Origin of the sequence: Brevundimonas sanguinis (assembly GCF_029636725.1) — a bacterium.
GTDB lineage: Bacteria > Pseudomonadota > Alphaproteobacteria > Caulobacterales > Caulobacteraceae > Brevundimonas > Brevundimonas sanguinis.
Genome location: NZ_CP116770.1, coordinates 1,739,012 through 1,758,459, shown reverse-complemented (window position 1 = coordinate 1,758,459; position 19,448 = coordinate 1,739,012). Strand labels below are relative to the sequence as shown.

The 19,448-nt window shown below is 68.1% G+C and carries 21 protein-coding genes and 1 tRNA gene; 12 read left to right on the top strand and 10 right to left on the bottom strand.

The annotated features are described in order from the left end of the window. The first annotated feature begins 52 nt into the window (after positions 1-52). Positions 53-622 carry a shikimate kinase gene (locus PIB44_RS08795; RefSeq protein WP_025977203.1) on the top strand — a complete coding sequence of 190 codons (570 nt, stop codon included), beginning with the start codon at positions 53-55 and terminating at the stop codon, positions 620-622. Beyond that, positions 619-1,731, top strand: coding sequence for a 3-dehydroquinate synthase (aroB, locus tag PIB44_RS08790; RefSeq protein WP_278069085.1), 1,113 nt, complete (start codon positions 619-621; stop codon positions 1,729-1,731). The genes PIB44_RS08795 and aroB overlap by 4 nt, the downstream gene beginning before the upstream one ends. Here the strand turns inward: aroB and PIB44_RS08785 are convergent. Both PIB44_RS08785 and tadA read right to left on the bottom strand, forming a co-directional pair. After that, the gene (locus PIB44_RS08785) at positions 1,728-2,144 is read right to left on the bottom strand and encodes an MliC family protein (RefSeq protein ID WP_253121110.1); all 417 of its coding nucleotides are present in this window, start codon (positions 2,142-2,144) and stop codon (positions 1,728-1,730) included. The genes aroB and PIB44_RS08785 overlap by 4 nt on opposite strands. 31 nt (positions 2,145-2,175) lie before the next feature. After that, entirely contained in the window at positions 2,176-2,646 is a 471-nt protein-coding gene (gene tadA, locus PIB44_RS08780; protein WP_278069084.1) for a tRNA adenosine(34) deaminase TadA, read from the bottom strand. A gap of 12 nt (positions 2,647-2,658) precedes the next feature. On the opposite strand from tadA, the gene PIB44_RS08775 reads away from it, so the two are divergent. Further along, entirely contained in the window at positions 2,659-4,200 is a 1,542-nt protein-coding gene (locus PIB44_RS08775; RefSeq protein WP_278069083.1) for a pseudouridine synthase, read from the top strand. 3 nt (positions 4,201-4,203) lie between these two features. Next, entirely contained in the window at positions 4,204-4,779 is a 576-nt protein-coding gene (gene rsmD / locus PIB44_RS08770; RefSeq protein WP_025977198.1) for a 16S rRNA (guanine(966)-N(2))-methyltransferase RsmD, read from the top strand. Here rsmD and PIB44_RS08765 read toward each other — a convergent pair. Continuing rightward, positions 4,762-5,037: a YjhX family toxin gene (locus PIB44_RS08765; RefSeq protein WP_003165268.1), complete on the bottom strand. Its 276-nt coding sequence runs from the start codon at positions 5,035-5,037 to the stop codon at positions 4,762-4,764. The two genes, rsmD and PIB44_RS08765, sit on opposite strands and share 18 nt — an antisense overlap. A gap of 190 nt (positions 5,038-5,227) precedes the next feature. Between PIB44_RS08765 and PIB44_RS08760 the strand changes: the two genes are divergently transcribed. Both PIB44_RS08760 and PIB44_RS08755 read left to right on the top strand, forming a co-directional pair. Further along, on the top strand, positions 5,228-6,244 hold the full coding sequence (locus tag PIB44_RS08760; RefSeq protein WP_278069082.1) for a Kelch repeat-containing protein: 1,017 nt from the start codon (positions 5,228-5,230) through the stop codon (positions 6,242-6,244). Positions 6,245-6,359: 115 nt separating this feature from the next. Then, positions 6,360-6,797, top strand: a complete 438-nt coding sequence (locus PIB44_RS08755) for a hypothetical protein (RefSeq protein ID WP_278069081.1) — start codon at positions 6,360-6,362, stop codon at positions 6,795-6,797. A gap of 63 nt (positions 6,798-6,860) precedes the next feature. Here the strand turns inward: PIB44_RS08755 and mutL are convergent, their stop codons facing one another. After that, entirely contained in the window at positions 6,861-8,783 is a 1,923-nt protein-coding gene (gene mutL / locus PIB44_RS08750; RefSeq protein ID WP_278069080.1) for a DNA mismatch repair endonuclease MutL, read from the bottom strand. Positions 8,784-8,997: 214 nt separating this feature from the next. Here mutL and PIB44_RS08745 point away from each other — a divergent pair, with 214 nt between their 5' ends. Both PIB44_RS08745 and PIB44_RS08740 read left to right on the top strand, forming a co-directional pair. Continuing rightward, positions 8,998-9,702, top strand: a complete 705-nt coding sequence (locus PIB44_RS08745) for a YceI family protein (RefSeq protein ID WP_278069079.1) — start codon at positions 8,998-9,000, stop codon at positions 9,700-9,702. Between the two features lie 76 nt (positions 9,703-9,778). Further along, positions 9,779-11,098 carry a YceI family protein gene (locus tag PIB44_RS08740; RefSeq protein ID WP_278069078.1) on the top strand — a complete coding sequence of 440 codons (1,320 nt, stop codon included), beginning with the start codon at positions 9,779-9,781 and terminating at the stop codon, positions 11,096-11,098. Between the two features lie 7 nt (positions 11,099-11,105). Here PIB44_RS08740 and aroC read toward each other — a convergent pair whose 3' ends face one another. Next, entirely contained in the window at positions 11,106-12,191 is a 1,086-nt protein-coding gene (aroC, locus tag PIB44_RS08735; RefSeq protein ID WP_278069077.1) for a chorismate synthase, read from the bottom strand. An 11-nt stretch (positions 12,192-12,202) separates the two neighbouring features. After that, entirely contained in the window at positions 12,203-12,949 is a 747-nt protein-coding gene (locus PIB44_RS08730; RefSeq protein ID WP_278069076.1) for a J domain-containing protein, read from the bottom strand. 163 nt (positions 12,950-13,112) lie between these two features. On the opposite strand from PIB44_RS08730, the gene pdxH reads away from it, so the two are divergent. Continuing rightward, positions 13,113-13,769 carry a pyridoxamine 5'-phosphate oxidase gene (gene pdxH, locus PIB44_RS08725; protein ID WP_278070977.1) on the top strand — a complete coding sequence of 219 codons (657 nt, stop codon included), beginning with the start codon at positions 13,113-13,115 and terminating at the stop codon, positions 13,767-13,769. 10 nt (positions 13,770-13,779) lie between these two features. Here pdxH and PIB44_RS08720 read toward each other — a convergent pair whose 3' ends face one another. Both PIB44_RS08720 and udk read right to left on the bottom strand, forming a co-directional pair. After that, positions 13,780-14,394, bottom strand: coding sequence for a TetR/AcrR family transcriptional regulator (locus PIB44_RS08720; RefSeq protein ID WP_278069075.1), 615 nt, complete (start codon positions 14,392-14,394; stop codon positions 13,780-13,782). An 83-nt stretch (positions 14,395-14,477) separates the two neighbouring features. Next, positions 14,478-15,122 (bottom strand): uridine kinase, encoded by a 645-nt coding sequence (gene udk / locus PIB44_RS08715; RefSeq protein WP_278069074.1) that lies wholly within the window; start codon positions 15,120-15,122, stop codon positions 14,478-14,480. Positions 15,123-15,294: 172 nt separating this feature from the next. Between udk and PIB44_RS08710 the strand changes: the two genes are divergently transcribed. Both PIB44_RS08710 and PIB44_RS08705 read left to right on the top strand, forming a co-directional pair. Beyond that, positions 15,295-16,926, top strand: a complete 1,632-nt coding sequence (locus PIB44_RS08710) for a long-chain-fatty-acid--CoA ligase (protein ID WP_278069073.1) — start codon at positions 15,295-15,297, stop codon at positions 16,924-16,926. An 18-nt stretch (positions 16,927-16,944) separates the two neighbouring features. Then, the gene (locus PIB44_RS08705) at positions 16,945-17,625 is read left to right on the top strand and encodes a DUF1499 domain-containing protein (protein WP_278069072.1); all 681 of its coding nucleotides are present in this window, start codon (positions 16,945-16,947) and stop codon (positions 17,623-17,625) included. Here PIB44_RS08705 and PIB44_RS08700 read toward each other — a convergent pair. Next, positions 17,622-18,539, bottom strand: a complete 918-nt coding sequence (locus tag PIB44_RS08700; RefSeq protein ID WP_278069070.1) for an MBL fold metallo-hydrolase — start codon at positions 18,537-18,539, stop codon at positions 17,622-17,624. The genes PIB44_RS08705 and PIB44_RS08700 overlap by 4 nt on opposite strands. A 148-nt stretch (positions 18,540-18,687) precedes the next feature. Between PIB44_RS08700 and PIB44_RS08695 the strand changes: the two genes are divergently transcribed. Beyond that, complete coding sequence (locus PIB44_RS08695) at positions 18,688-18,957, top strand: hypothetical protein (protein ID WP_025977183.1); 270 nt, start codon at positions 18,688-18,690, stop codon at positions 18,955-18,957. 374 nt (positions 18,958-19,331) lie between these two features. On the opposite strand, the gene PIB44_RS08690 is transcribed toward PIB44_RS08695, so the two are convergent. Further along, positions 19,332-19,408 (bottom strand) — tRNA-Asp (locus PIB44_RS08690). Positions 19,409-19,448 lie beyond the last annotated feature (40 nt).

Below are 19,448 nucleotides of genomic sequence, written 5' to 3'. Positions count from 1 at the left end.
CTCTTCTGAGGTGTGGAGCCGGGCGGCGTCTCGTGTAGAGGGTATAGGAGCCATGCCTTCCGACGCCTCGCCTGATTCCTTCCCGCTGTCTTCTGTCCGCACCATAGCCCTGGTGGGGCTGATGGGCGTCGGGAAATCGACCGTGGGGCGACGGCTGGCTCAAAGGCTGGGCCTGCCGTTCGCCGATGGGGATCAGGTGATCGAGGAAGCGGCGGGCATGACCGTCAGCGAGATCTTCGCCTCGCGCGGCGAGGCCGAGTTCCGGGCGGGCGAGGCGCGGGTGATGCGCCGCCTGCTGGAAGGGCCGCCGATCGTGTTGGCGACCGGGGGCGGCGCAGTGCTCAACCCCGATACGCGCGCCTTGATGAAGCAACACGCTGTCAGCGTCTGGATGCGGGCCGATCTGAAGGTGATCGCCGAACGTGTAGGCCGGCGCGACACGCGCCCCCTGTTGCGCGGACGCGACCCGCTGGTGGCGCTGAACGAGTTGGCGCGGGCGCGCTACCCCATCTACGCACAGGCCGATGTGACCGTCGATGTGGGCGGCGGCTCGCACGGTCAGGCCGTGGACGCCATTCTGAAACAGTTGCGCCGGTTCGGGCGGCAGGAGACCAAGCGATGACGACGACGATCCCGGTCGCGGGCGGCGCCTTCGCCCCCTATGAGGTCGTGGTCGGGCGGGGCTTGCTGAAGGCGGCGGGGGCCGAGGTCGCGGCCCTGAGGCCGTCGCGGGCCTTCATCGTCAGCGATGAGACGGTGGCGGCCATTCACGGCGAGACGGTGCGCGCCTCCCTGGCGGCGGCGGGTCTGGCGACGGGGCTGGCGACCGTCCCGGCGGGGGAGGCCTCCAAGTCGTTTGAACAGCTTGAGGCTGTTCTGGATCGCCTGCTGGCCGAGGGGCTCGATCGAAAGAGCATGGTCGTCGCCCTGGGCGGCGGCGTGGTGGGCGACCTGGCCGGCCTGGCGGCCGCCCTGTTCATGCGCGGCATCGATTTCGTGCAAATTCCAACCACCCTGCTGGCCCAGGTGGATTCCTCGGTCGGCGGCAAGACGGCGATCGATACGCCGCGCGGTAAAAACTTGATCGGCGCCTTCCACCAGCCGCGCCGGGTGCTGGCGGACATCGAGGCGCTCGCCACCTTGCCTGTACGTCAGGTGCGCTCGGGCTGGGCCGAGGTGCTGAAGCACGGCCTGATCTGCGACGCGGCCTTCTTCGACTGGCTTGGCGGGGAGGGCGCGGCCGGGGCAAGCGGCGACCCGGATGCGCTGGAGAGGGCGGTGATCCGCTCGGTCGAGATCAAGGCCCAGATCGTCGGCGAGGACGAGAAGGAGGCGGGCCGCCGCGCCCTGCTGAACCTGGGCCACACCTTCGGCCACGCGTTGGAGGCCGAGCTGGCTTTCGCAGACACCCTGACCCACGGCGAGGCGGTGGCGTTGGGTTGCGCCTTGGCCTTCCGCTATTCGGCGCAGCAGGGTCTGTGCCCGGCGTCCGAGGCTGATCGCGCAGAGGCGGGCATACGCGCGGCTGGCCTGCCGACGCGGTTGTCGGACGTGGATCATCGCTTCGCCGCCCACGCGTTGATCGCGCGCATGGCGGGGGACAAGAAGGCCGAGGGCGGGCGTCTGACGCTGATCCTGGCGCGGCGCGTGGGCGAGGCTTTCACGGACAGGGACGTGGACGCGGAGGCGGTGCGCGCCTTCCTGATCGGAGAGGGCGCGGCGGAGGCCTAGTCGACCGCCCGGCACTCGGTCGGTTCGCGATTGGCGGCGCTCCATGTCGCCATGACGCCCTTGCCGCGCAGTTCATAGCCCGAGGCGCGATACCAGATGCCGTCAGCGGCGCGCTCCTGATACAGATCGACCGCTTCGCCGTTGGAATTGCGCACGGTCGCCATCTGGCGTGGGTTGTCGAAATCGACCGACAGCCGCTCGGAGTTGTTGCAGAGGTAAACCGCGTGAATGACGCGGTTCAGCGCGCGGTCCTGAAGTTCTGCGCCGGTGCGGCGGCGGGCGGTCTGGGCGTCGATGGCGCGCTGGCGCACCGCGTCGCCGTCCGTCGGCGCCTCGCGCGGCTCCTGCTCACAGGCCGACAACAGAACGAGGGCGGAAACGGCGACGGTCGGCCATAGGGTGCGGGTCGGCAATGGAGGCCCTCTCAAGGTCAAGCTTGGAGCTTCAACGCCCGGTGTCGCCCGGCGTTCCTGCCCGGGGTTTCCGCCGGGAGCGGAAGAAGCCGCGAAGCATCTCGGCGGCCGCGTCGGCCAGGACGCCGCCTTCGGTCGAGGGCCGCCAGTGACAGGTCGGCTGGTCGAAGAACCGCCCGCCGTGCAGCACGGCGCCGCCCTTGGGATCGTCGGCTCCCCAGACCACCCGGCCGATGCGGGCGTGGCTGATGGCGCCCGCGCACATGGCGCACGGCTCTAGGGTGACATAGAGGGTTAGGTCCGTAAGGCGATAATTCTGCAACGTCGCCGCTGCATCGCGCAGCGCGATGATCTCGCCATGAGCGGTCGGATCATGGGCCGTGATGGGCCCATTTTGCCCGCGCCCAAGCACTTCGCCGGTGTTTTCGTCCACGATCACGGCCCCGACCGGCACCTCGCCAGCCTCAGCCGCCGCTTGCGCCAGATCGAGCGCCATGCTCATGAACCGCTCATCATGGATCGCCATCCCAAAGACAACGACAAGAAGCCCCGCTCCCGTCAAGACGACGGTGCGCGCGGTCCCCGTAATTTCGCCGACAAGGGCCCGCGAAAGCCCTTCGACAAGGACGGCAAGCCGGGCGGGAAGCCCCGCGACCGCGCTGAGGGCCGGTCCGGGGGCAAGCCTGGAGCGGAAGCCAAGGCGCCCGAGCGCACCGAGCGAATCGCCAAGGTCATGGCCCGCGCCGGCATCGCCTCGCGCCGCGAGGTCGAACGGCTGATCGGTCTGGGCAAGGTGGCGGTGAACGGCCGCATCCTGGACACGCCCGCCGTGCTGGTGAAGCGCGACGACAAGATCACCGTCGACGGCAAACCGATCGGCGCCGCTCAGGCCACGCGCGTCTGGCGCTATCACAAGCCTGCGGGCCTGATCACCAGCCACAACGACCCGGCGGGCCGTCCCAATGTGTTCGACGCCCTGCCCAGCGGCCTGCCGCGCGTGATTTCGGTCGGCCGCCTCGATCTGGCGACCGAGGGTCTGCTGCTGCTGACCAACGACGGCGAACTGAGCCGGGCGCTGGAACTTCCTGACACCGCCCTGGTGCGTCAGTATCGCGCCCGTGCGCGCGGCCGCATCACCCAGGAGCAGTTGGACAAGCTGAAGGACGGCGTGGTCGTCGACGGGATCCGCTATGGTCCGGTCGAAGCCACCATCGACAAGGCCAAGGAAAAGGCCGACGGCGAGAAGTCCTCGGCCAATCTGTGGCTCAGCGTCCAGATCACCGAGGGCAAGAACCGGGAGGTCCGCAAGGTGCTGGAGAGCGTCGGCCTGACGGTCAACCGCCTGATCCGCCTGGCCTACGGTCCGTTCCAGCTCGGCACCCTGCCGGTCGGCGCGGTCGAAGAAGTCGGGCCGCGCGTGATCCGCGAGATGCTGGCCGAGCATATCCGGCCCGAGAACCTGCCGACTGGCAACACGGTCGAAACGCCCGCGCCGACGCCCGGCCGCCGCACCGGCACGCCGATCGTGCGCGGCAAGTCCGGCTCGGCCATGTCCGACCCGTCGCGCAAGCCCAGCCGCGTGCGCGCCGCTGAAACGGCGGCCGAAGAGGGCGCCGAGTTCGGCAAACCCGCCAAGAAGGACGGCTGGGCCAAGGCCAAGCCGAAGTTCGAGCATTCCAAGAGCTTCAAGCCGCGCGCCCGTCCGGGCGAGGGTGAAGGCGCTGGGAACGACGACCGCCCGCGCCGCCCGTTCAAGCCGCGCGAACCGCGCGCCGACCAGTTCATCGACGACCGTCGCGGCCCGCCCAAGGGCGGTCGCCGGGGCGGCAAGCCCGGCGATAAGCCTTTCGGCCGTCCCGGCGGCGCGGGCGGGCGTTCCGACGCGCGTCCTAACGACCGCTTTGGCGAGCGGTCGGGCGACCGGCCCGGCGGGCCTCGCGGCGAGGGCAGGCCGTTCGGGAGTAAGCCGTTCGGAGCCAAGCCCTCTGGCGGCAGGCCTTTCGGCGGCAAGCCTTCGGGCGGCGGCGGTCGCGGCGGCCCGCGCGGGCGCGGCTGACCCATGCGCATCGTAGCTGGCAGCCTGAAAGGGCGCGCCATCGTCACGCCCGAGGGGCAGAACACGCGGCCGACATCGGATCGGGCGCGTCAGGCGATCTTCAACGTCCTGGAGCACGCCCCGTGGGCCGAGGGGCTGCATGAGGCGCGGGTGATCGACCTGTACGCCGGCTCGGGCGCGCTGGGCTTCGAAGCCCTGTCGCGCGGGGCGGCCTTCTGTCTGTTCGTGGATACGGACGACGGCGCGCGCGGCGCGATCCGCGAGAACATGGACGCCTATGGCCTGTTCGGGCGGTGCCGGGTGCATCGGCGCAGCGCGACCGACCTGGGGCCGCGCCCCGGTTCGGCGGGCGAGGCCTTCACCCTGGCCTTTCTGGACCCGCCCTATGCCAAGGGTCTGGGCGAGCAGACGCTGGCCCGTCTGCTGGAGGGCGGCTGGCTGGCGCCGGGCGCCATCGTGGTGTTCGAGCGCGGCTCGGACGAGCCCGACATCGACACGCCCGGCTATGAGCGGTTGGACGCGCGCGACTACGGCGCCGCGCGCGTCCTGTTCCTCAGGGCGTCAGAAGCTTCGGCCTGAAGTCCGGTTGTCGGCCCGACTGCGCAGGCGGCTGAGGCCGTCGCGGTTGACGACATAGGGGCCGCCGTTGCGGGACTTGATGACGCCCTTGCGCTTCAGGCTGCGCCATTGATCCAGGTTGCAGCCGTCCAGCACCCAGCCTTCGCGGGTGAAGCAGCGCGCGGCCAGGATGCGGCCCTGTTCGTCGCGTTCCAGCAGGATGCGACCGCCCTGGGCGAGGGCGTGGAGCGTGCGTTGCTCCGCACGTGACAGGTTCATGGGATTGAGATTTCCAAGGCACAAGAAAACACGCGCCCGGCGCAACGAGGCGCGGGGCGGGCTCAGGAGGCCTCTGGACGATCAGCGTCCGGGCCTATGCCGTGGCTACAATCTCAAACATGGTTCGATCCCATTGGGGGACGGGCCGGACTTCTAGCGCGGGGCGGCGGCGACGGCTAGGCTTGGCCGCATGACCATGCACCGCCGCACCTTCCTCGCCGCAAGCGCCGCCGTCGCCGTTGCGCCCGCCGTAGCCTGTGCCGAAACCGGCTGGACGCCCCGCGCCTCGATGTCGTGGCCGACGCAGGAGATCTATTGCGCAGCGCTGGACGGCGAGATCACGGTCGCCGGCGGCCTGGTGCGCTCGGCCACAGGCGGACTTCACATCAATGATCGAACCGCCGTCTATGACGCGAGGGCCGACCGCTGGAGCGAGGGGCCGCGCCTGCCGCAACCGCGCCATCACCCGATGCTGGCCGCGGCGGCCGGGCGCGTCTGGGCCTTCGGTGGCTATGACCGGCGCGACGGCGGCGAGTGGACCGCCATGACGGATGTCTGGGCCATCGACCGAGGCGTCTGGGCCCAGGTCGGCCAGATGCCCGAGCGTCTGTGCGAGACCGTGGGCCTGTCGCTGGACGGCCAGGTGCACCTGATCACCGGCCGCTCGCCCAAGGGCGAAGCGAACGGGCAGTGGACCGACCAGGGCGACGTGGCGACGCACCTGGTCTTCGACGCCGCCGCCAACCGCTGGGACAAGGCGCGGCCGGCGCCGATGGCCCGCAACAGCGCGGCGGGCGCGGTGCTGGGCGGCAAGCTGTTCGTGGCCGGCGGCCGCACGGTGGATGGCGGCGGAACGGGGCGGCTGGACCGCTATGATCCCGCCGAAGACCGCTGGGACACGCTGGCCCCGATTCCGGCCTCGCCGGCGACCGGAAAGCAGGTCGGGGGCGGCCTGGCCATGGCGGGGGCGGGCGGCAGGCTGGTCGCCTTCGGCGGAGAATGGTTCGACCGGCCGGGCGGCGGGGTCTTCGCCGAGACCTGGATTTATGAGCCGACCCGCGACGCCTGGGCGGCGGGTCCGGTGATGCGGACGCCCCGGCACGGCCTGGCGGCGGCCAGCGTGGACGGCGTGGTTTACGCTATCGGCGGCGGCGAGGTGGTGTCGGGCGGCAAGGCCAGCGGGTTGGTCGAGGCGCTCAGCCTCTGAGGCGTTCTAATCTGGCGACGCGGGCGGCCCCTATCGACCTCCAGCATTTCAACGAACTGTGATTTGTTAAATGCGCGCGCATGCGGGTTCAGTGGGTCTTCCGTGGAGAATGCGCATGGCCTTCACATTGGACGGGACCATAAGTCTGGAGGATATTGCCGCCCTCCTAGCGTTCGCTCTCGCTTTCTGGGGCGCCTGGCGCGCAATCAGGGACGTGTCGCGCCAACTGCGTGACGTCACCTACGCGGAATTAGATCGACTCTATTTCGACCTGCAGCGCGCGGCGCTGGACTATCCGGCCGCCAGCATTCCTCCGCCCTTGGAGGGGAAGGACAAGCGCTCGATCAAGAACCGGCGACGCTACGAAATATACGCCGGGATGGTCTGGAACTTGGTTGAAACGGTGGACGACCGTTGCGATCAGGACGCCAATCTCAAACGAACCTGGTTTCCAGTGTTGGAGGTCGAGAAGAGGCGGCACGAGGCCTGGATCCGGAAGCCTCAGAACGCGGCCTTGTTCAAGGAAGACTTCCGCCGCAAGCACTGCATCTGACCGGCTCCTGAGCCTTTGGGGAAATGAACCCCGATTGTTCGCCGCGGTGGCGGGGGTTGGCGGTCAGCGCCGCCCGAACAGCTTCTCGAGGTCGTTGAGTTTCAGCTCGACGTAGGTCGGGCGGCCGTGGTTGCACTGGCCGGAGTGAGGCGTGGCCTCCATCTGGCGCAGCAGGGCGTTCATCTCGGGGGCGCTGAGAACCCGGCCGGCGCGGACGCTGCCGTGGCAGGCCATGGTGCCGCAGACCTCGGCCATGCGCTCCTTCAGCGACAGGGCGGCGCCGTGTTCCGACAGGTCGTCGGCGATGTCGCGGATCAGGCCCTGAACGTCCGTGTCGCCCAGCAGGGCCGGGGTTTCCCGAACCAGCACCGCGCCCGCGCCGAACGCCTCGACGATCAGGCCCATCTCGGCCAATTCCTCGGCCTTGGCGGCGACGCGCTCGGCTTCGGCGGGATCCAGCTCGACCACTTCGGGGGTCAGCAGAGCCTGACGGGTGACCGCCCCCTCGGCCATCTGGACCTTCATCCGTTCATAGACCAGGCGTTCGTGGGCGGCGTGCTGATCGACCACGACCAGGCCGTCGCGGGTCTGGGCGACGATGTAGGTGCCATGCAACTGGGCCCGCGCGGCGCCCAGCGGGTAGTCGATCAGATCGACGGGGGCAGGCGCGCCGGGCGTGATCTGGCCCGCGTGTTCGGCCTGAATCTCGCCCAGGGTGCGGAAGCTGGGGGCGGAGGCTTCGCCGCTCCATGTATGCTCGACGCGGGCGGATCGTTCGTTGAGGCCGGGCAGGTTTTGGGCGGCGGCGGCCGGTTGCGACCAGCCCTGCCATCCGCTCCAGCCGGGCGCGGCGTTGCTGAACGACTGTGGCGCGGCCGGGCTGCAGAGGGCCTCGCCCGTATGCGGCCGGAATCCTGACAAGGCGTCGGCGGCGACCGTGGTCGAGGCGCGGTGCCCCGCCGCGTGCAAGGCGTGGCGCAGGGCGCCGACGATCAGGCCGCGCACCAGGGCCGGGTCGCGGAAGCGCACCTCGGCCTTCGCCGGGTGGACGTTCACATCGACATACAGCGGGTCGATGTCGATGAAGAGGGCCGCCGCCGGGTGCCGGTCGCGCGCCAGGAAGTCGGCGTAGGCGCCGCGCAGGGCGCCCTGCAGCAGGCGGTCGCGCACCGGCCGTCCGTTGACGAACAGGAACTGGTGCGCCGCATTGCCGCGCGAATAGGTCGGCAGGCCCGCATAGCCGGACAGGCGCACGCCGTCGCGCTCCTGATCGATCAGCAGGGCGTTGGCCTCAAAGTCGCGGCCCAGAAGCGCGCCGAGACGTTTCAGCCGCCCCTCGTCGCCGGGATGTTCGGCGGGCAGGCGCAGCGTCGTCTTGCCGTCCAATGACAGGGTGAAGGCCACCGCCTCGTGCGCCATGGCCTGGCGCTTGATCTCTTCGGAGATGGCCATGGCCTCGGCGCGCTCGGACTTCATGAACTTCAGCCGGGCGGGGGTGGCGTAAAACAGGTCGCGCACCTCGACCCGGGCGCCATGCGGGCCAGGGAAGGCGGCGGGCGACAGGGGCCGCTGGGCGCCGCCCTCGACGGAGACGGCCCAGGCCTCGTTCTGGGGTTGACCCGCCTCGGCTTTGGCGCGGGTCGTGATGTTCAGCCGGGCGACCGAGCCGATGGAGGGCAGGGCCTCGCCCCGGAAGCCCAGGGTGAAGATGCGCAGCAGGTCCACGTCGCCTGCGTCGTCCGGCTTGAGCTTCGAGGTGGCGTGGCGCTCGATGGCGACGGGCAGTTCGTCGCGCGGGATGCCCTTGCCGTCGTCGGCGATCAGGATGCGGGTCAGGCCGCCGCCGTCCGCCTGGATCTCAATGCTGCGGGCGCCCGCGTCGATGGCGTTCTCCACCAGTTCCTTGATGGCGCTGGCCGGGCGTTCCACCACTTCGCCGGCGGCGATGCGGTTGACGGTTTCGGGGGGGAGGCGGCGGATGGTCATGTGAGTCGCGAGGATAGGCGCCGTCGCCGCCGGGCGCACCTCAATCCTGCTTTCGTGAGCTGAATGACGATTTTCGTGATGCAGGGACTTGAAGCGCGTTAATGGCAACTTATACTGTTGCAGTCGCGACGGCGAGGCCGAGCCGACACACGACCTGTTTGCGGACTTTCTGTCCAGTTATCGTTTCAACCGCCTGATTGAGGTTTTCTCCCCCATGAAGATCAAAGCCGCCCTGATCGCCGTTTCGGCCGCCGCCCTGCTGGCCGCCTGCAGCCAGCCCGCCGACACTGCCGGCGCCCCGACGACCGACGCCGCCTCGACCGCTCCGGTCGCGCTGAAGGCGACCTCGGGCGTCTATGTGATGGACCCGACCCACGCCTCGCTGCAGTGGTCGCTGCCGCACAACTCGATCTCGAATTACACGGCGCGCTTCAACAAGTTCGACGCCAAGATCACGCTGGACACCGCCAACCTGGCCAACAGCACGGTCGAGGCGACCATCGACCCGACCTCGGTCGACGCCAACTATCAGGGCGACTACGTCGGCACCCACGCCGCCACCGGCTTTAAGAGCTGGAGCGAAGATATCGCCAAGAACAAGAACTTCCTGAACGCCACGGCCTTCCCGCAGATCACCTTCAAATCGACCAAGGTCGAGCTGACCGGCGCGCGCACGGCGAAGGTGACGGGCGACCTGACCTTCCTGGGCGTCACCAAGCCGGTGACCCTGGACGCCACGTTCAACGGCGACCTGGAGAAGCACCCCTTCGTGCCGGCGCCTGCCATCGGTTTTGCGGCTGAAGGCAAGTTCAAGCGCACCGACTTCGGCATGCCGCTGGGCCCGGTCGGCGACGAGGTGACCATTCGCTTCGACGCCGAGTTCATCAAGGAAGTCGCCCCGGCCGCTCCGGCTGCCTGACGGCTTGGGATAAGCTATAAGGGGCGGGGCCTTAAGGCTCCGCCCCTCTCATGCACCGCTTGCCGCGAGACATTTCATGATCGCCCGTCTTCGGACCGAGAGGCCCAACCGCTACAGCGCCGTCGCCATCGCACTGCACTGGATCATCGCGATCGCCTTGCTGGCGATGATCCCGATGGGCTGGTGGATGAGCGACGCCATCGCCGAGCCGGACAGCCAGGCGCTGGCCTATCGCGTCTTTCAGATTCACAAGTCGATCGGTTTCCTGATCCTGGCGCTGACGGTGCTGAGGATCGTGTGGCGGCTGACGCATCCGGTTCCGGCCCTGCCGGGCGCTATGAAGGGGTGGGAGCAGTTCGCCGCGAGGGCGACGCACGCCGCCTTCTACGCCCTGATGCTGGCATTGCCGTTGACGGGGTGGGCCTATGTCTCGACCGGCTGGGCCGTGGTCACGGACACGCCGCTGGCCGTGGCGACCAGCTGGTTCGGCCTGTTCACCATTCCGCATCTGCCCTTCATCGAGCATGTTTCCGAAGCGGCCCGCCGCGCTACGGCGTGGATGGCCATGGGCGCGCACAGCAAGCTGGCCTGGGGCGCGATCGTCCTAATCGTTCTTCACGTCGGAGCGGCGTTGAAGCATCAGTTTCTGGATCGAGACGGCGTGCTGTCGCACATGATCCCGATCCTGCCGCATGGCGACGACAGCCAGGGCGTTGCGCCGGATCCGACGCCGGCCCTGCGCTGGGCCGAGCGGCTGGCTGGCGTGGCCTTCGTGGTCGTGATCGGCGCCGCCTTCGGTCTGGCCGCCAGGCCTGCGCCCAAGGCGGAAGGGCAGGCGGTCGCCTCGGCACCCGCCGCTGCGCCTGCGGCCGACGCCGCCGTGACGCCGGGCACGGCCGCCGCCTGGACCGTGGACAAGGCCGCCTCGACGATCCAGTTCACCGGAACCCACGCCGGCAAGGCCTTCACCGGCCAGTTCGAGCAGTGGGATGCGCAGATCTGGTTCGACCCGGCCGATCTGGCAGGCTCGAAAGCCGTCGTGACGATCCAGACCGGTTCGGCGAAGACGGGCGACGCCACTCAGGAAGGCAGCCTGCCGGGCGCCGAATGGTTCGATACCGGGACTTATCCGACCGCCCGGTTCCAGGCGACGGCGTTCAAGGCGCTGGGCGGAAACCGCTATGAGGCGACCGGAACCCTGCGGATCAAGGCGACGACGGTCCCGGTCGTCCTGCCCTTCACCTTAGACGAGGCGAGCGGGACGGCCACGGTCGCAGGCCGGCTGGAGCTGGACCGCGCTGCGCTGAACATGGGCATGGCATCCGGCGCGGGCGGCGACTGGGTGTCCAAGGCCATCGGCGTCGAGATCCGGGTAAAAGCCGAGCGGGCGGGGTAGGCCTCCTTCAGCCCACCTGCGCCCGGTTCCGCAGCATGGCGTCGGCCAGGACGATGGCGGCCATGGCCTCGACCACCGGCACGCCGCGCAGGGCGACGCAGGGGTCGTGGCGGCCCTTGGTGCGCAGGTCGACTTCGGCGCCGTCGCGGTTGATCGACTGGCGCAGGGTCAGGATGGAGGAGGTCGGCTTGAACGCCACCCGCGCCGTCAGGGGCTGGCCGGTGGATATGCCGCCCAATACGCCGCCCGCCTTGTTCGACAGAAAGACCGGCTGGCCGTCAGCGCTCATACGCATTTCGTCGGCGTTGTCCTCGCCGGACAGTTCGGCGGCGCCGAAGCCGGCGCCGAGCTCGACGCCCTTGACCGCGTTGATGGACATCAGGCCCGACGCCAGTTCAGCGTCCAGCTTGCCGTAGAGGGGCGCGCCCCAGCCGGCGGGCAGGCCCGTGACCTCCAGCGCCACGACGGCGCCGATGGACGAGCCGGCCTTGCGCACGCCGTCCAGATACTCTTCCCAAGCGGGCACGACCTCGGCCGAGGCGGCGAACAGGGGGTTGTCGTAAACGGCGCCGAAGTCGATGGCGTCGTCGGCGATGCGATGCGGGCCAAGCTGGACCACCCCCGCGCGGATGCCGATGCTCTCGCCCAGCACCTTGCGGGCCACCGCGCCGGCGGCCACGCGGCTGGCCGTTTCGCGCGCCGAGGATCGCCCGCCGCCGCGATGGTCGCGCACGCCGTATTTGCTTTGATAAGCGTAGTCGGCATGGCCGGGCCGGAAGGCCCGGGCGATCTCGCCATAGTCCTTGGACCGCTGGTCGGTGTTCTCGATCATCAGGCTGATCGGCGTGCCGGTCGTGACGGGACCGTTTCCGTCATCAAAGACGCCCGAGAGGATGCGGACCTGGTCAGCTTCCTGCCGCTGGGTCACGAAGCGGCTGCCGCCGGGCTTCCTCAGGTCCAGCCAGGGCTGAATGTCGGCTTCGGTCAGCGGGATCAGCGGCGGGCAGCCGTCGACGACGCAGCCTATGGCCGGGCCATGGCTTTCGCCCCAGGTGGTGATGCGGAACAGATGGCCGAAGGTGTTGTGCGTCATGACGGCGAGGCTTAAGCCGCCATGCGCTGCGGCGTCCAGACCCGAGTGAAACGAAGCAGCATGTCCTCGGCCGCCGACGGCAGTTCGTCGGAGGGAATCAGCTTGACGAACAGATCGCCGGCGGGACGCCGACCGCGTGCGGGCAGGCCCAGGCCGGGCAGGCCCAGGCCGGGCAGGCGCAGACGAACCGGCGCGGTCATGTCGGGCACCAGCCAGGCCGCTTGCGGCCCGGCGTGGGTGTCGATCTCGATCCGCCCGCCGTCTCGCATCAGGCGGGATGCGATCGGCCAATCCATGAACAGGTCCGCGCCCAGCACCGACAGGCCATCGGCAGGGCGGATCAGGACCGGGATCAGTCCCTTGACGCCCTTCAGGCGAATGCGATCCGCCGTTCGCACCCCGGGGGGGACATGAACCAGCAACCGGCGTCCTGACGCCTTGACGGAGACGGTTCCGCCGGTCAGCGCCTGCATGGGCGTCAGCACGATCAGAGGCGGCACGGCATGATGCGCCGGAGGAAGCGTCTCGGCGCGGCTTTCGACGCGAACAGGCGCAGGCAGGGCAGGGAGTTGCGTTTGCAGCAGGCGGTAGGCGGCGACCGTTTTTCTGAACCGCTCGGCGTCTCCATCGGGACGGTCGGGGTGAACAGCCTTCACGGCGACCCGGAACGCCGCCGTCAGCCCATCGACGTCGGCAGGGCCGCGCAGGCTCAACAGACGTCGTGCCTCGTGCACGGAAAGAAACGACTGCGCGCTCATGGCGACACCGTGCGGGACTATGGTCAAGACGAGGTTAACCGTCTTCCGGCCGGGCGACGCGGAACAAGGCGCGCCACCACGCTTTGGGCTATTGACACAGGGGCCTAGTCAGCCAGGGATGGCCCGAGTGTATATCCGGCCTCAGGAAGCCTTGTTTTTGACTATGTCGGTGATCCCGCCCAGCCCCTCCGCAGACGACTACGCCGGCCAGTTGGCGGCCAACGCTGACGACACGATCTTTGATCGGGATGAGCCGATCGGCCTGTTTACCGAATGGCTGGAAGAAGCCAGGCGCAGCGAGCCGAACGACCCGAACGCCATGGCTTTGGCCACGGTCGACGCAGAGGGGATGCCCGACGTCCGCATGGTGCTGTTGAAAGACGTGGATGCGCGGGGCTTTACCTTCTTCTCCAACCAGGAGAGCGCCAAGGGCGAGCAGCTTTGGGCGCATCCCGCCGCCGCTCTGCTGTTTCACTGGAAGAGCCTGCGACGCCAGGTCCGCGTGCGCGGCGCGGTCGAGCGCGTCAGCGCCGAGGAGGCCAGCGCCTACTTCGCCAGCCGGGCGCGGGAAAGCCGCATCGGCGCCTGGGCGTCCGACCAATCTCGGCCCTTGGCTAGCCGCGAGGCGCTGGAGGCCAGGGTGGCCGAACAGACGGCTCGGTTCGAAGGCGAGGATGTGCCGCGTCCGGAGCGCTGGACCGGCTGGCGCGTCCTGCCCGAACAGATCGAGTTCTGGCGGGACCGTCCGTTCCGCCTGCATGATCGGTTGCGGTTCGATCGCGTGGCGGACACCTGGTCGACCAGCCGCCTGTGGCCGTAAAAACGACCGCTCAGGCCTGGTAGCGAGACAGGAAGGTCTGTACGGCGTCGGCGGCGATCTCGGCTGTCGCGCGCTGGGTGCGGACCTGGCCTCCCGTGACCATGGGCACGAGAAAGACGGGATGTTCGACCATTCCCATCAATTGGCCGGCGGCCCAGGACGCTTTTTCAAACGTCAGATCGCCGCTGGCCTTCAGCTCGTCCAGGGCGGTGATCAGCGGGCCGGCGAAATCCCCCTCGGCCTGTTCGAAAAAGGCGATGGCCACGGATTCAAATCGCGAGCGCTCGGTCATGACCAGGCGGAATATGGCTTGAACGAAGGGGTCGCTCATGAAATCGGCGTAGGTCGTGAGGAAGCTGAGAAGCCGCTCCTTCGGCGCCCCGGTGCAGTTCTTAACGGCTGACATCCGGGCGGCGAAGTCCGTCGCTGCTTCGGCCATGACGGCCGCAAACAGAGCGGCCTTGTTCTCGAACATCGCGTAAAGGGTGGCGGTTGAAACGCCTGCCTCTCGCGCGATCGGCTCCATCCGCGTGCCGACGTAGCCTTCGTTGATGAAATGATGCCGCGCCTGCCGTACCAGCGCCGCGCGCCGAGGGTCGTCGATATCGTGGATAGGGGCCGTCATGGCGTTCACCAGCCTTTCGCCGGAGAGTGCCTTTAAGTCGCCTCAATTGCAATGGGAGGGGAAAGCTCTGCCCCTGATCTAGGTTACGCCAGCCAGGCCGCCAACAGGGGATGAGCCAGAACGGGCGCGGCCAGTCGAACGACGGCTTGAGGGTCTTCCAAACGCACGGCCGCAGTGGCGTCGGCGACGATGAAGTCGGCATGGACGCGCGACGGTTCGGTCAGCCGTTCGTGGCCGGGCCGGACAGTGCCGAGATATTGCTGAATGACGGATTCCGCCGTGCGGCCGCGCTCGGTCTGATCGCGCAGCAGACGTCGGATGAAGCGGATGTCCGCCGGCGTGTCGACAAACACCTTGATGTCGAACAGCGCGGCCAGGGCGGGCGTGCACAGCAGGTGGGTGCCTTCGACCACGATCACCTCGGTGGCGCCGACAGCTTCGCCCTGTGGCTCGCGCCCGTGGTGGATGAAGGAATAGACCGGCGCCGTTATGGCCTGGCCGCGCTTCAGCGCCGTCAGGTCGGCGATCAGCAGATTGTGATCGCGCGCCGCCACGTCGTCGAAATCATGGGTCGCGGCGTCGAAGCCGGGAACCGACGCGGCGTCCAGATAGTAGGAATCTTCCCGCAAGAGGGTGGCTACGCCGTCGGGCAGGGAGGAAACAAGGGCTTCGGCCAGGGTGCTCTTGCCCGAGCCCGAACCGCCGGTGATTGCGATCAAGATGGTCATGGGCGCCCTACTTCCTCCGCTCGCGTCTTAACGCAAGCCCGGGGAGGGCGGTTTTAAGGCGATCTGTCGCGGGCAGGCTTCCCTAAGGGCACGTTGCCTGTGGCGGTTCACCTGTCTTAGCGTGGCGACAAGCGCCGGTTTCAATCAGGCGCATATACGAGGGAAATGCCGAATGCTGGGTATGATGCAGGACTGGCCGCTGACGGTCGACAAGATCCTCGACCACGCGAAGAACTGGCACGGAGGACGCGAGGTCGTGACCCGTTCGGTCGAGGGGCCGATCGTCCGGACGACCTACGCCGCCATTCATGATCGCGCGCGCCGGGTGTCGAACGCCTTGCTGGCGTGGGGGATCAAGCCGAGAGACCGTGTGGCCACCCTGGCCTGGAACACCGGCAATCACATGGAGACCTGGTATGGGATCATGGGGATCGGGGCCGTCTGCCACACCCTGAACCCGCGCCTGTTTCCCGAGCAACTGGCCTACATCATCAACCATGCCGAAGACCGGGTCATCTTCACCGATCTGACCTTTGTGCCGCTGCTCGAAGCCGTCCTGCCGCACTGTCCGACAGTCGAGCGGGTCATTGTGATGACCGACGCCGCCCACATGCCTCAGGCCAAGCTGCCTAACGCCGAGGCCTATGAGACGGTGCTGGAGCAGGTCAGCAGCGACGTCGTCTGGGGCGGTTTCGATGAACAGACCGCCTGCGGCCTCTGCTACACCTCGGGCACGACCGGCAATCCGAAGGGGGTGCTGTATTCGCACCGCTCGAACTTCATCCATACCCTGCTGGGCCTGCAGTCGACGGTCATGGGCGCGACGCCCAGCGAGGTCATCCTGCCTATCGTGCCCATGTTCCACGCGAATGCTTGGGGCATAGCCTTTGGCGGTCCAGCGGCGGGGGCCAAGCTGGTCATGCCGGGCGCGAAGATGGACGGCGCCTCTGTCTATGAACTGATCGAGACCGAAGGCGTGACCTTCTCGGCCGCCGTGCCGACGGTCTGGCAGGGGCTGTATGGCCATATGGTCGAGAACGGGCTGAAGTTCTCAACCCTGCGCAAGGTTCTGATCGGCGGATCGGCCTGTCCCGAAGCCCTGATCCGCGGCTTCCAGGACCAATTCGGCGTCGAGGTCGTCCACGCCTGGGGCATGACCGAGACGTCGCCGATCGGCACCATCGCTAACCTAACGCCTGAGCTGAAGGCCAAGCCCTATGACGAACAGATGGCCTGGCGCCTGAAGCAAGGCACGCCGCCGCTGGGCGTCGAGCTGAAGATCAAGAACTACGGCGGCCAGGAAATGCCTCACGACGGCAAGACCTTCGGCCGGGTGATGGTCAAGGGACCGACCGTCGCCGGCGCCTATTTCAAGGGCGAGGGCGGAGATATCCTGGACCACGAGGGTTTCTTCGACACGGGCGACATCGCCAGCGTGGACGCCTACGGCTTCATGCAGATCACCGACCGGGCCAAGGACGTGATCAAGTCCGGGGGCGAATGGATCAGCTCCATCGACATCGAGAATATCGCCGTGGGCCACCCGAAGGTCGTCCTGGCCGCCGTCATCGGCGCGGCCCACCCGAAGTGGGACGAGCGGCCGGTGCTGCTGGTCAAGCTCAAGGAGGGCGAGGCCGAGGACAAGCAGGAGCATCTGGACTTCCTGCAGGGCAAGATCGCCAAATGGTGGATGCCGGACGATGTCGTCTTCGTGGACGACATTCCGCTGGGCGCCACGGGCAAGATTGATAAGAAGACGCTGAGAGAGCGGATGAAGGATTATCAATTGCCCGCCGCTGGTTAATTGCGACGGAGGACCCCCATGCCCAATCCCCGCCCCAAGGCAGGCGTGCTCGCCAAGCTGCTGCTCGCGACGGCGCTGTTGGCGCCGGGCCTGCTGTTGGTCGCCTCTGCAGGAACGCGAGGCGAGCTGTGGAGCACAGACTTCGGCATGGGGGTCCTGGCGCTCACGGTCGGCCGTATTCTGGCCTACCTCGGTCTGGCGGCGGCTCTGGCGGCCTGCCTGCTGGCGTTTCGCGAGCGCCGCCTCATAAGGATCGCCGGCGCCGCCCTGCTGATCGCGGGCGTGACGATCGCCGGCTATCTGATCCAGGAGCGTCGTTTCACCCCCGCGCCGCGCGATGTGACCACGGATGTGAACGAGCCGCCCGCGTTCGCCCGGGGCCTTGCGGCTGAAAGGCGCCTGGCGGGCGCAGACGACAGCCATCCTCGGGCCTGCGCGGGACTTGAGCCTGCATCGACCCAGGTTGCGCCTGAAACGGCCGCCTGGGCGCTTGAAAAGGCGGGCTTCACCGTGTTCGGCACGTCGCCGTTCCGGGTTGATGGCCGCCAGCAGAGCGCCTGGTTCGGCGTCACCCACGACGTCACCGTCCGCATCCGACCTGGCCGGACCGATGTGCGCGTCGCTGGGCGCGACAGCCTGAAGATTGGCGATGAAGCCTGCCGTCTCGCCAAGGCGGTGGTGGCTGAGCTGACGCCTTAAAGGTCCTCGGTCAGCCGCCAGTCGGCGCCGAGCCGGGCTTGAGGCTCGGCCCGCGCGCGTCCCTCCTTTTCAAGCTTGATCAGGTGGGCCAGCACCGACAGGCTGGCGGCGGGCCAAAGGCGTTCATCCACGGCGGCGTAGAGGATCGGCACCATTTGCGCGATGGTCCGGTCGCCCGCCGCCAGTCGGGCCATGATCTGGCCTTCCCGCTCTAACCGGTGCGCGCGATAGGCCTTCAGAAAGCGCGCGACCTGGGTGATCGCCGGGCCGTGCGTGGGCCAGATAGTCGAAAAGCCGCGCGCCAGCACCGCGTCGAGGCTCTGCATATAGGCCGTCATATCGCCGTCGGGCGGCGCCACCACGGTGGTGGACCACCCCATGATATGGTCGCCGCTGAACAGGGCGTTCTCGTCCCTAAGAATGAAGGCCATGTGGTTCGAGGCGTGGCCCGGCGTCGCCATCGCTTCCAGGGTCCAGCCGTCGCCCTCGATCCGCTCTGCGCCGGTCAGGACGATATCGGGACGGAAATCCTCGTCCTCATCCTCGTCCAGACTGCTGTCCGAGGCGTGCATCGTGCGCGCGGGCGGCTGCATGGCCAGGATCGGCGCGCCGCCGACCGCTTCGGCGAACGGGCGGGCGAGGGGGGCGTGGTCGCGGTGCGTGTGGGTGACCAGCACATGACTGACCGTGCGTCCGGCCACGGCGCGCAGCAGGGCGTCCAGGTGAGCGTCATCCAGAGGCCCAGGATCAATGACCGCCACGCCAGCGCCAGGCCGGTTTCTGCCGATGATATAGGTCCCCGTGCCCGTGAAGGTGAACGGCCCCGGATTGTCCGCGATCACGCGCTGAATCAACGGCGAGACCTGATCGCGTCGTCCATAGGCGAAATCGAACTGGCGAACGTAAGGGATCATAGCTCTCTTCAGGCCCTAAGGGCGTCGAACAGGAGGCGATAGGTCACTGTCTTTTCACTCTGATGGCGCGGGCATCGCCGACGTTGAGGAAGTAGCTGCCGAAGGCCGCGCGACGGATACGTACCTCACTCCCGCTTTGAGGGCGAATATGGGCCGGCTCATTGTCGACCTGCCGCCATTCCCTCCCATCCGTCAGTTGGAAGACCCAGCGCCCGGCGCCGTCCCTCGCTGCCCGGACGAGGGCGGTCTGGATAGACGATATCTCTTCGCGATCGTCATTCGATCCGAGGAAGGCCGGCAGGGCCACATTGCTGAAGCCGAACAGGTTGCGTCGGGCTTCCCGCACCTGCTGGCGGTTTACAACCGTTACGTCTCCCGCCTCCTGGGCCCGGATCAGCGCCTCGGCCGCCTTGTCTAGACATGACAGACGGGCTTCGGGCTCGCCGATCGCGCGACAGGCGGCCAGTTCGCCGATCGTTCGACAAGGATCCGCCGCGTTACGCGAGCGGCTTCCAGTACCAGACCGATCCGTCGACTTATGACGTCATCGGCCGTTACTTCTACATCGGCGCTCGCGCCCGCTTCTAAGAAGCGTCGAGCCTTGCATTGAGGGCGGCGGGTCTAACGGCCCGCCGCCTTTTTTGTCGTTTCTAGGCGGGATCGCGGACGTTGAGGGCGCTTGTGCCGCGCGCACGCGAAAGCGGCGATGACCTTCTGATCATCACCGGATGGCGTCGTATCAATATTAAAGTGAAGGGCGGCGCGCCACTCCCTCAAATGCTTGAGAAGGAGTGGCGCGAGTGACGGGGCTCGAACCCGCGACCTCCGGCGTGACAGGCCGGCACTCTAACCAACTGAGCTACACCCGCGTTGCTCCCCCCGCGAGGAGGAGAGGAAGGAGCGGATACG

Excerpts from the sequence above, each read along its gene's own strand:
- pdxH (WP_278070977.1), top strand. The coding sequence starts at position 13,113 with ATGTCGGTGATCCCGCCCAGCCCCTCCGCAGACGACTACGCCGGCCAG.
- PIB44_RS08760 (WP_278069082.1), top strand. The coding sequence starts at position 5,228 with ATGACCATGCACCGCCGCACCTTCCTCGCCGCAAGCGCCGCCGTCGCC.
- aroC (WP_278069077.1), bottom strand. The coding sequence starts at position 12,191 with ATGACGCACAACACCTTCGGCCATCTGTTCCGCATCACCACCTGGGGC.
- PIB44_RS08730 (WP_278069076.1), bottom strand. The coding sequence starts at position 12,949 with ATGAGCGCGCAGTCGTTTCTTTCCGTGCACGAGGCACGACGTCTGTTG.
- udk (WP_278069074.1), bottom strand. The coding sequence starts at position 15,122 with ATGACCATCTTGATCGCAATCACCGGCGGTTCGGGCTCGGGCAAGAGC.
- tadA (WP_278069084.1), bottom strand. The coding sequence starts at position 2,646 with ATGAGCATGGCGCTCGATCTGGCGCAAGCGGCGGCTGAGGCTGGCGAG.
- rsmD (WP_025977198.1), top strand. The coding sequence starts at position 4,204 with ATGCGCATCGTAGCTGGCAGCCTGAAAGGGCGCGCCATCGTCACGCCC.
- PIB44_RS08710 (WP_278069073.1), top strand. The coding sequence starts at position 15,295 with ATGCTGGGTATGATGCAGGACTGGCCGCTGACGGTCGACAAGATCCTC.
- PIB44_RS08705 (WP_278069072.1), top strand. The coding sequence starts at position 16,945 with ATGCCCAATCCCCGCCCCAAGGCAGGCGTGCTCGCCAAGCTGCTGCTC.
- PIB44_RS08695 (WP_025977183.1), top strand. The coding sequence starts at position 18,688 with ATGGGCCGGCTCATTGTCGACCTGCCGCCATTCCCTCCCATCCGTCAG.
- PIB44_RS08775 (WP_278069083.1), top strand. The coding sequence starts at position 2,659 with ATGGATCGCCATCCCAAAGACAACGACAAGAAGCCCCGCTCCCGTCAA.
- aroB (WP_278069085.1), top strand. The coding sequence starts at position 619 with ATGACGACGACGATCCCGGTCGCGGGCGGCGCCTTCGCCCCCTATGAG.
- PIB44_RS08740 (WP_278069078.1), top strand. The coding sequence starts at position 9,779 with ATGATCGCCCGTCTTCGGACCGAGAGGCCCAACCGCTACAGCGCCGTC.
- PIB44_RS08720 (WP_278069075.1), bottom strand. The coding sequence starts at position 14,394 with ATGACGGCCCCTATCCACGATATCGACGACCCTCGGCGCGCGGCGCTG.
- PIB44_RS08755 (WP_278069081.1), top strand. The coding sequence starts at position 6,360 with ATGGCCTTCACATTGGACGGGACCATAAGTCTGGAGGATATTGCCGCC.
- PIB44_RS08795 (WP_025977203.1), top strand. The coding sequence starts at position 53 with ATGCCTTCCGACGCCTCGCCTGATTCCTTCCCGCTGTCTTCTGTCCGC.
- PIB44_RS08700 (WP_278069070.1), bottom strand. The coding sequence starts at position 18,539 with ATGATCCCTTACGTTCGCCAGTTCGATTTCGCCTATGGACGACGCGAT.
- PIB44_RS08765 (WP_003165268.1), bottom strand. The coding sequence starts at position 5,037 with ATGAACCTGTCACGTGCGGAGCAACGCACGCTCCACGCCCTCGCCCAG.
- PIB44_RS08745 (WP_278069079.1), top strand. The coding sequence starts at position 8,998 with ATGAAGATCAAAGCCGCCCTGATCGCCGTTTCGGCCGCCGCCCTGCTG.
- mutL (WP_278069080.1), bottom strand. The coding sequence starts at position 8,783 with ATGACCATCCGCCGCCTCCCCCCCGAAACCGTCAACCGCATCGCCGCC.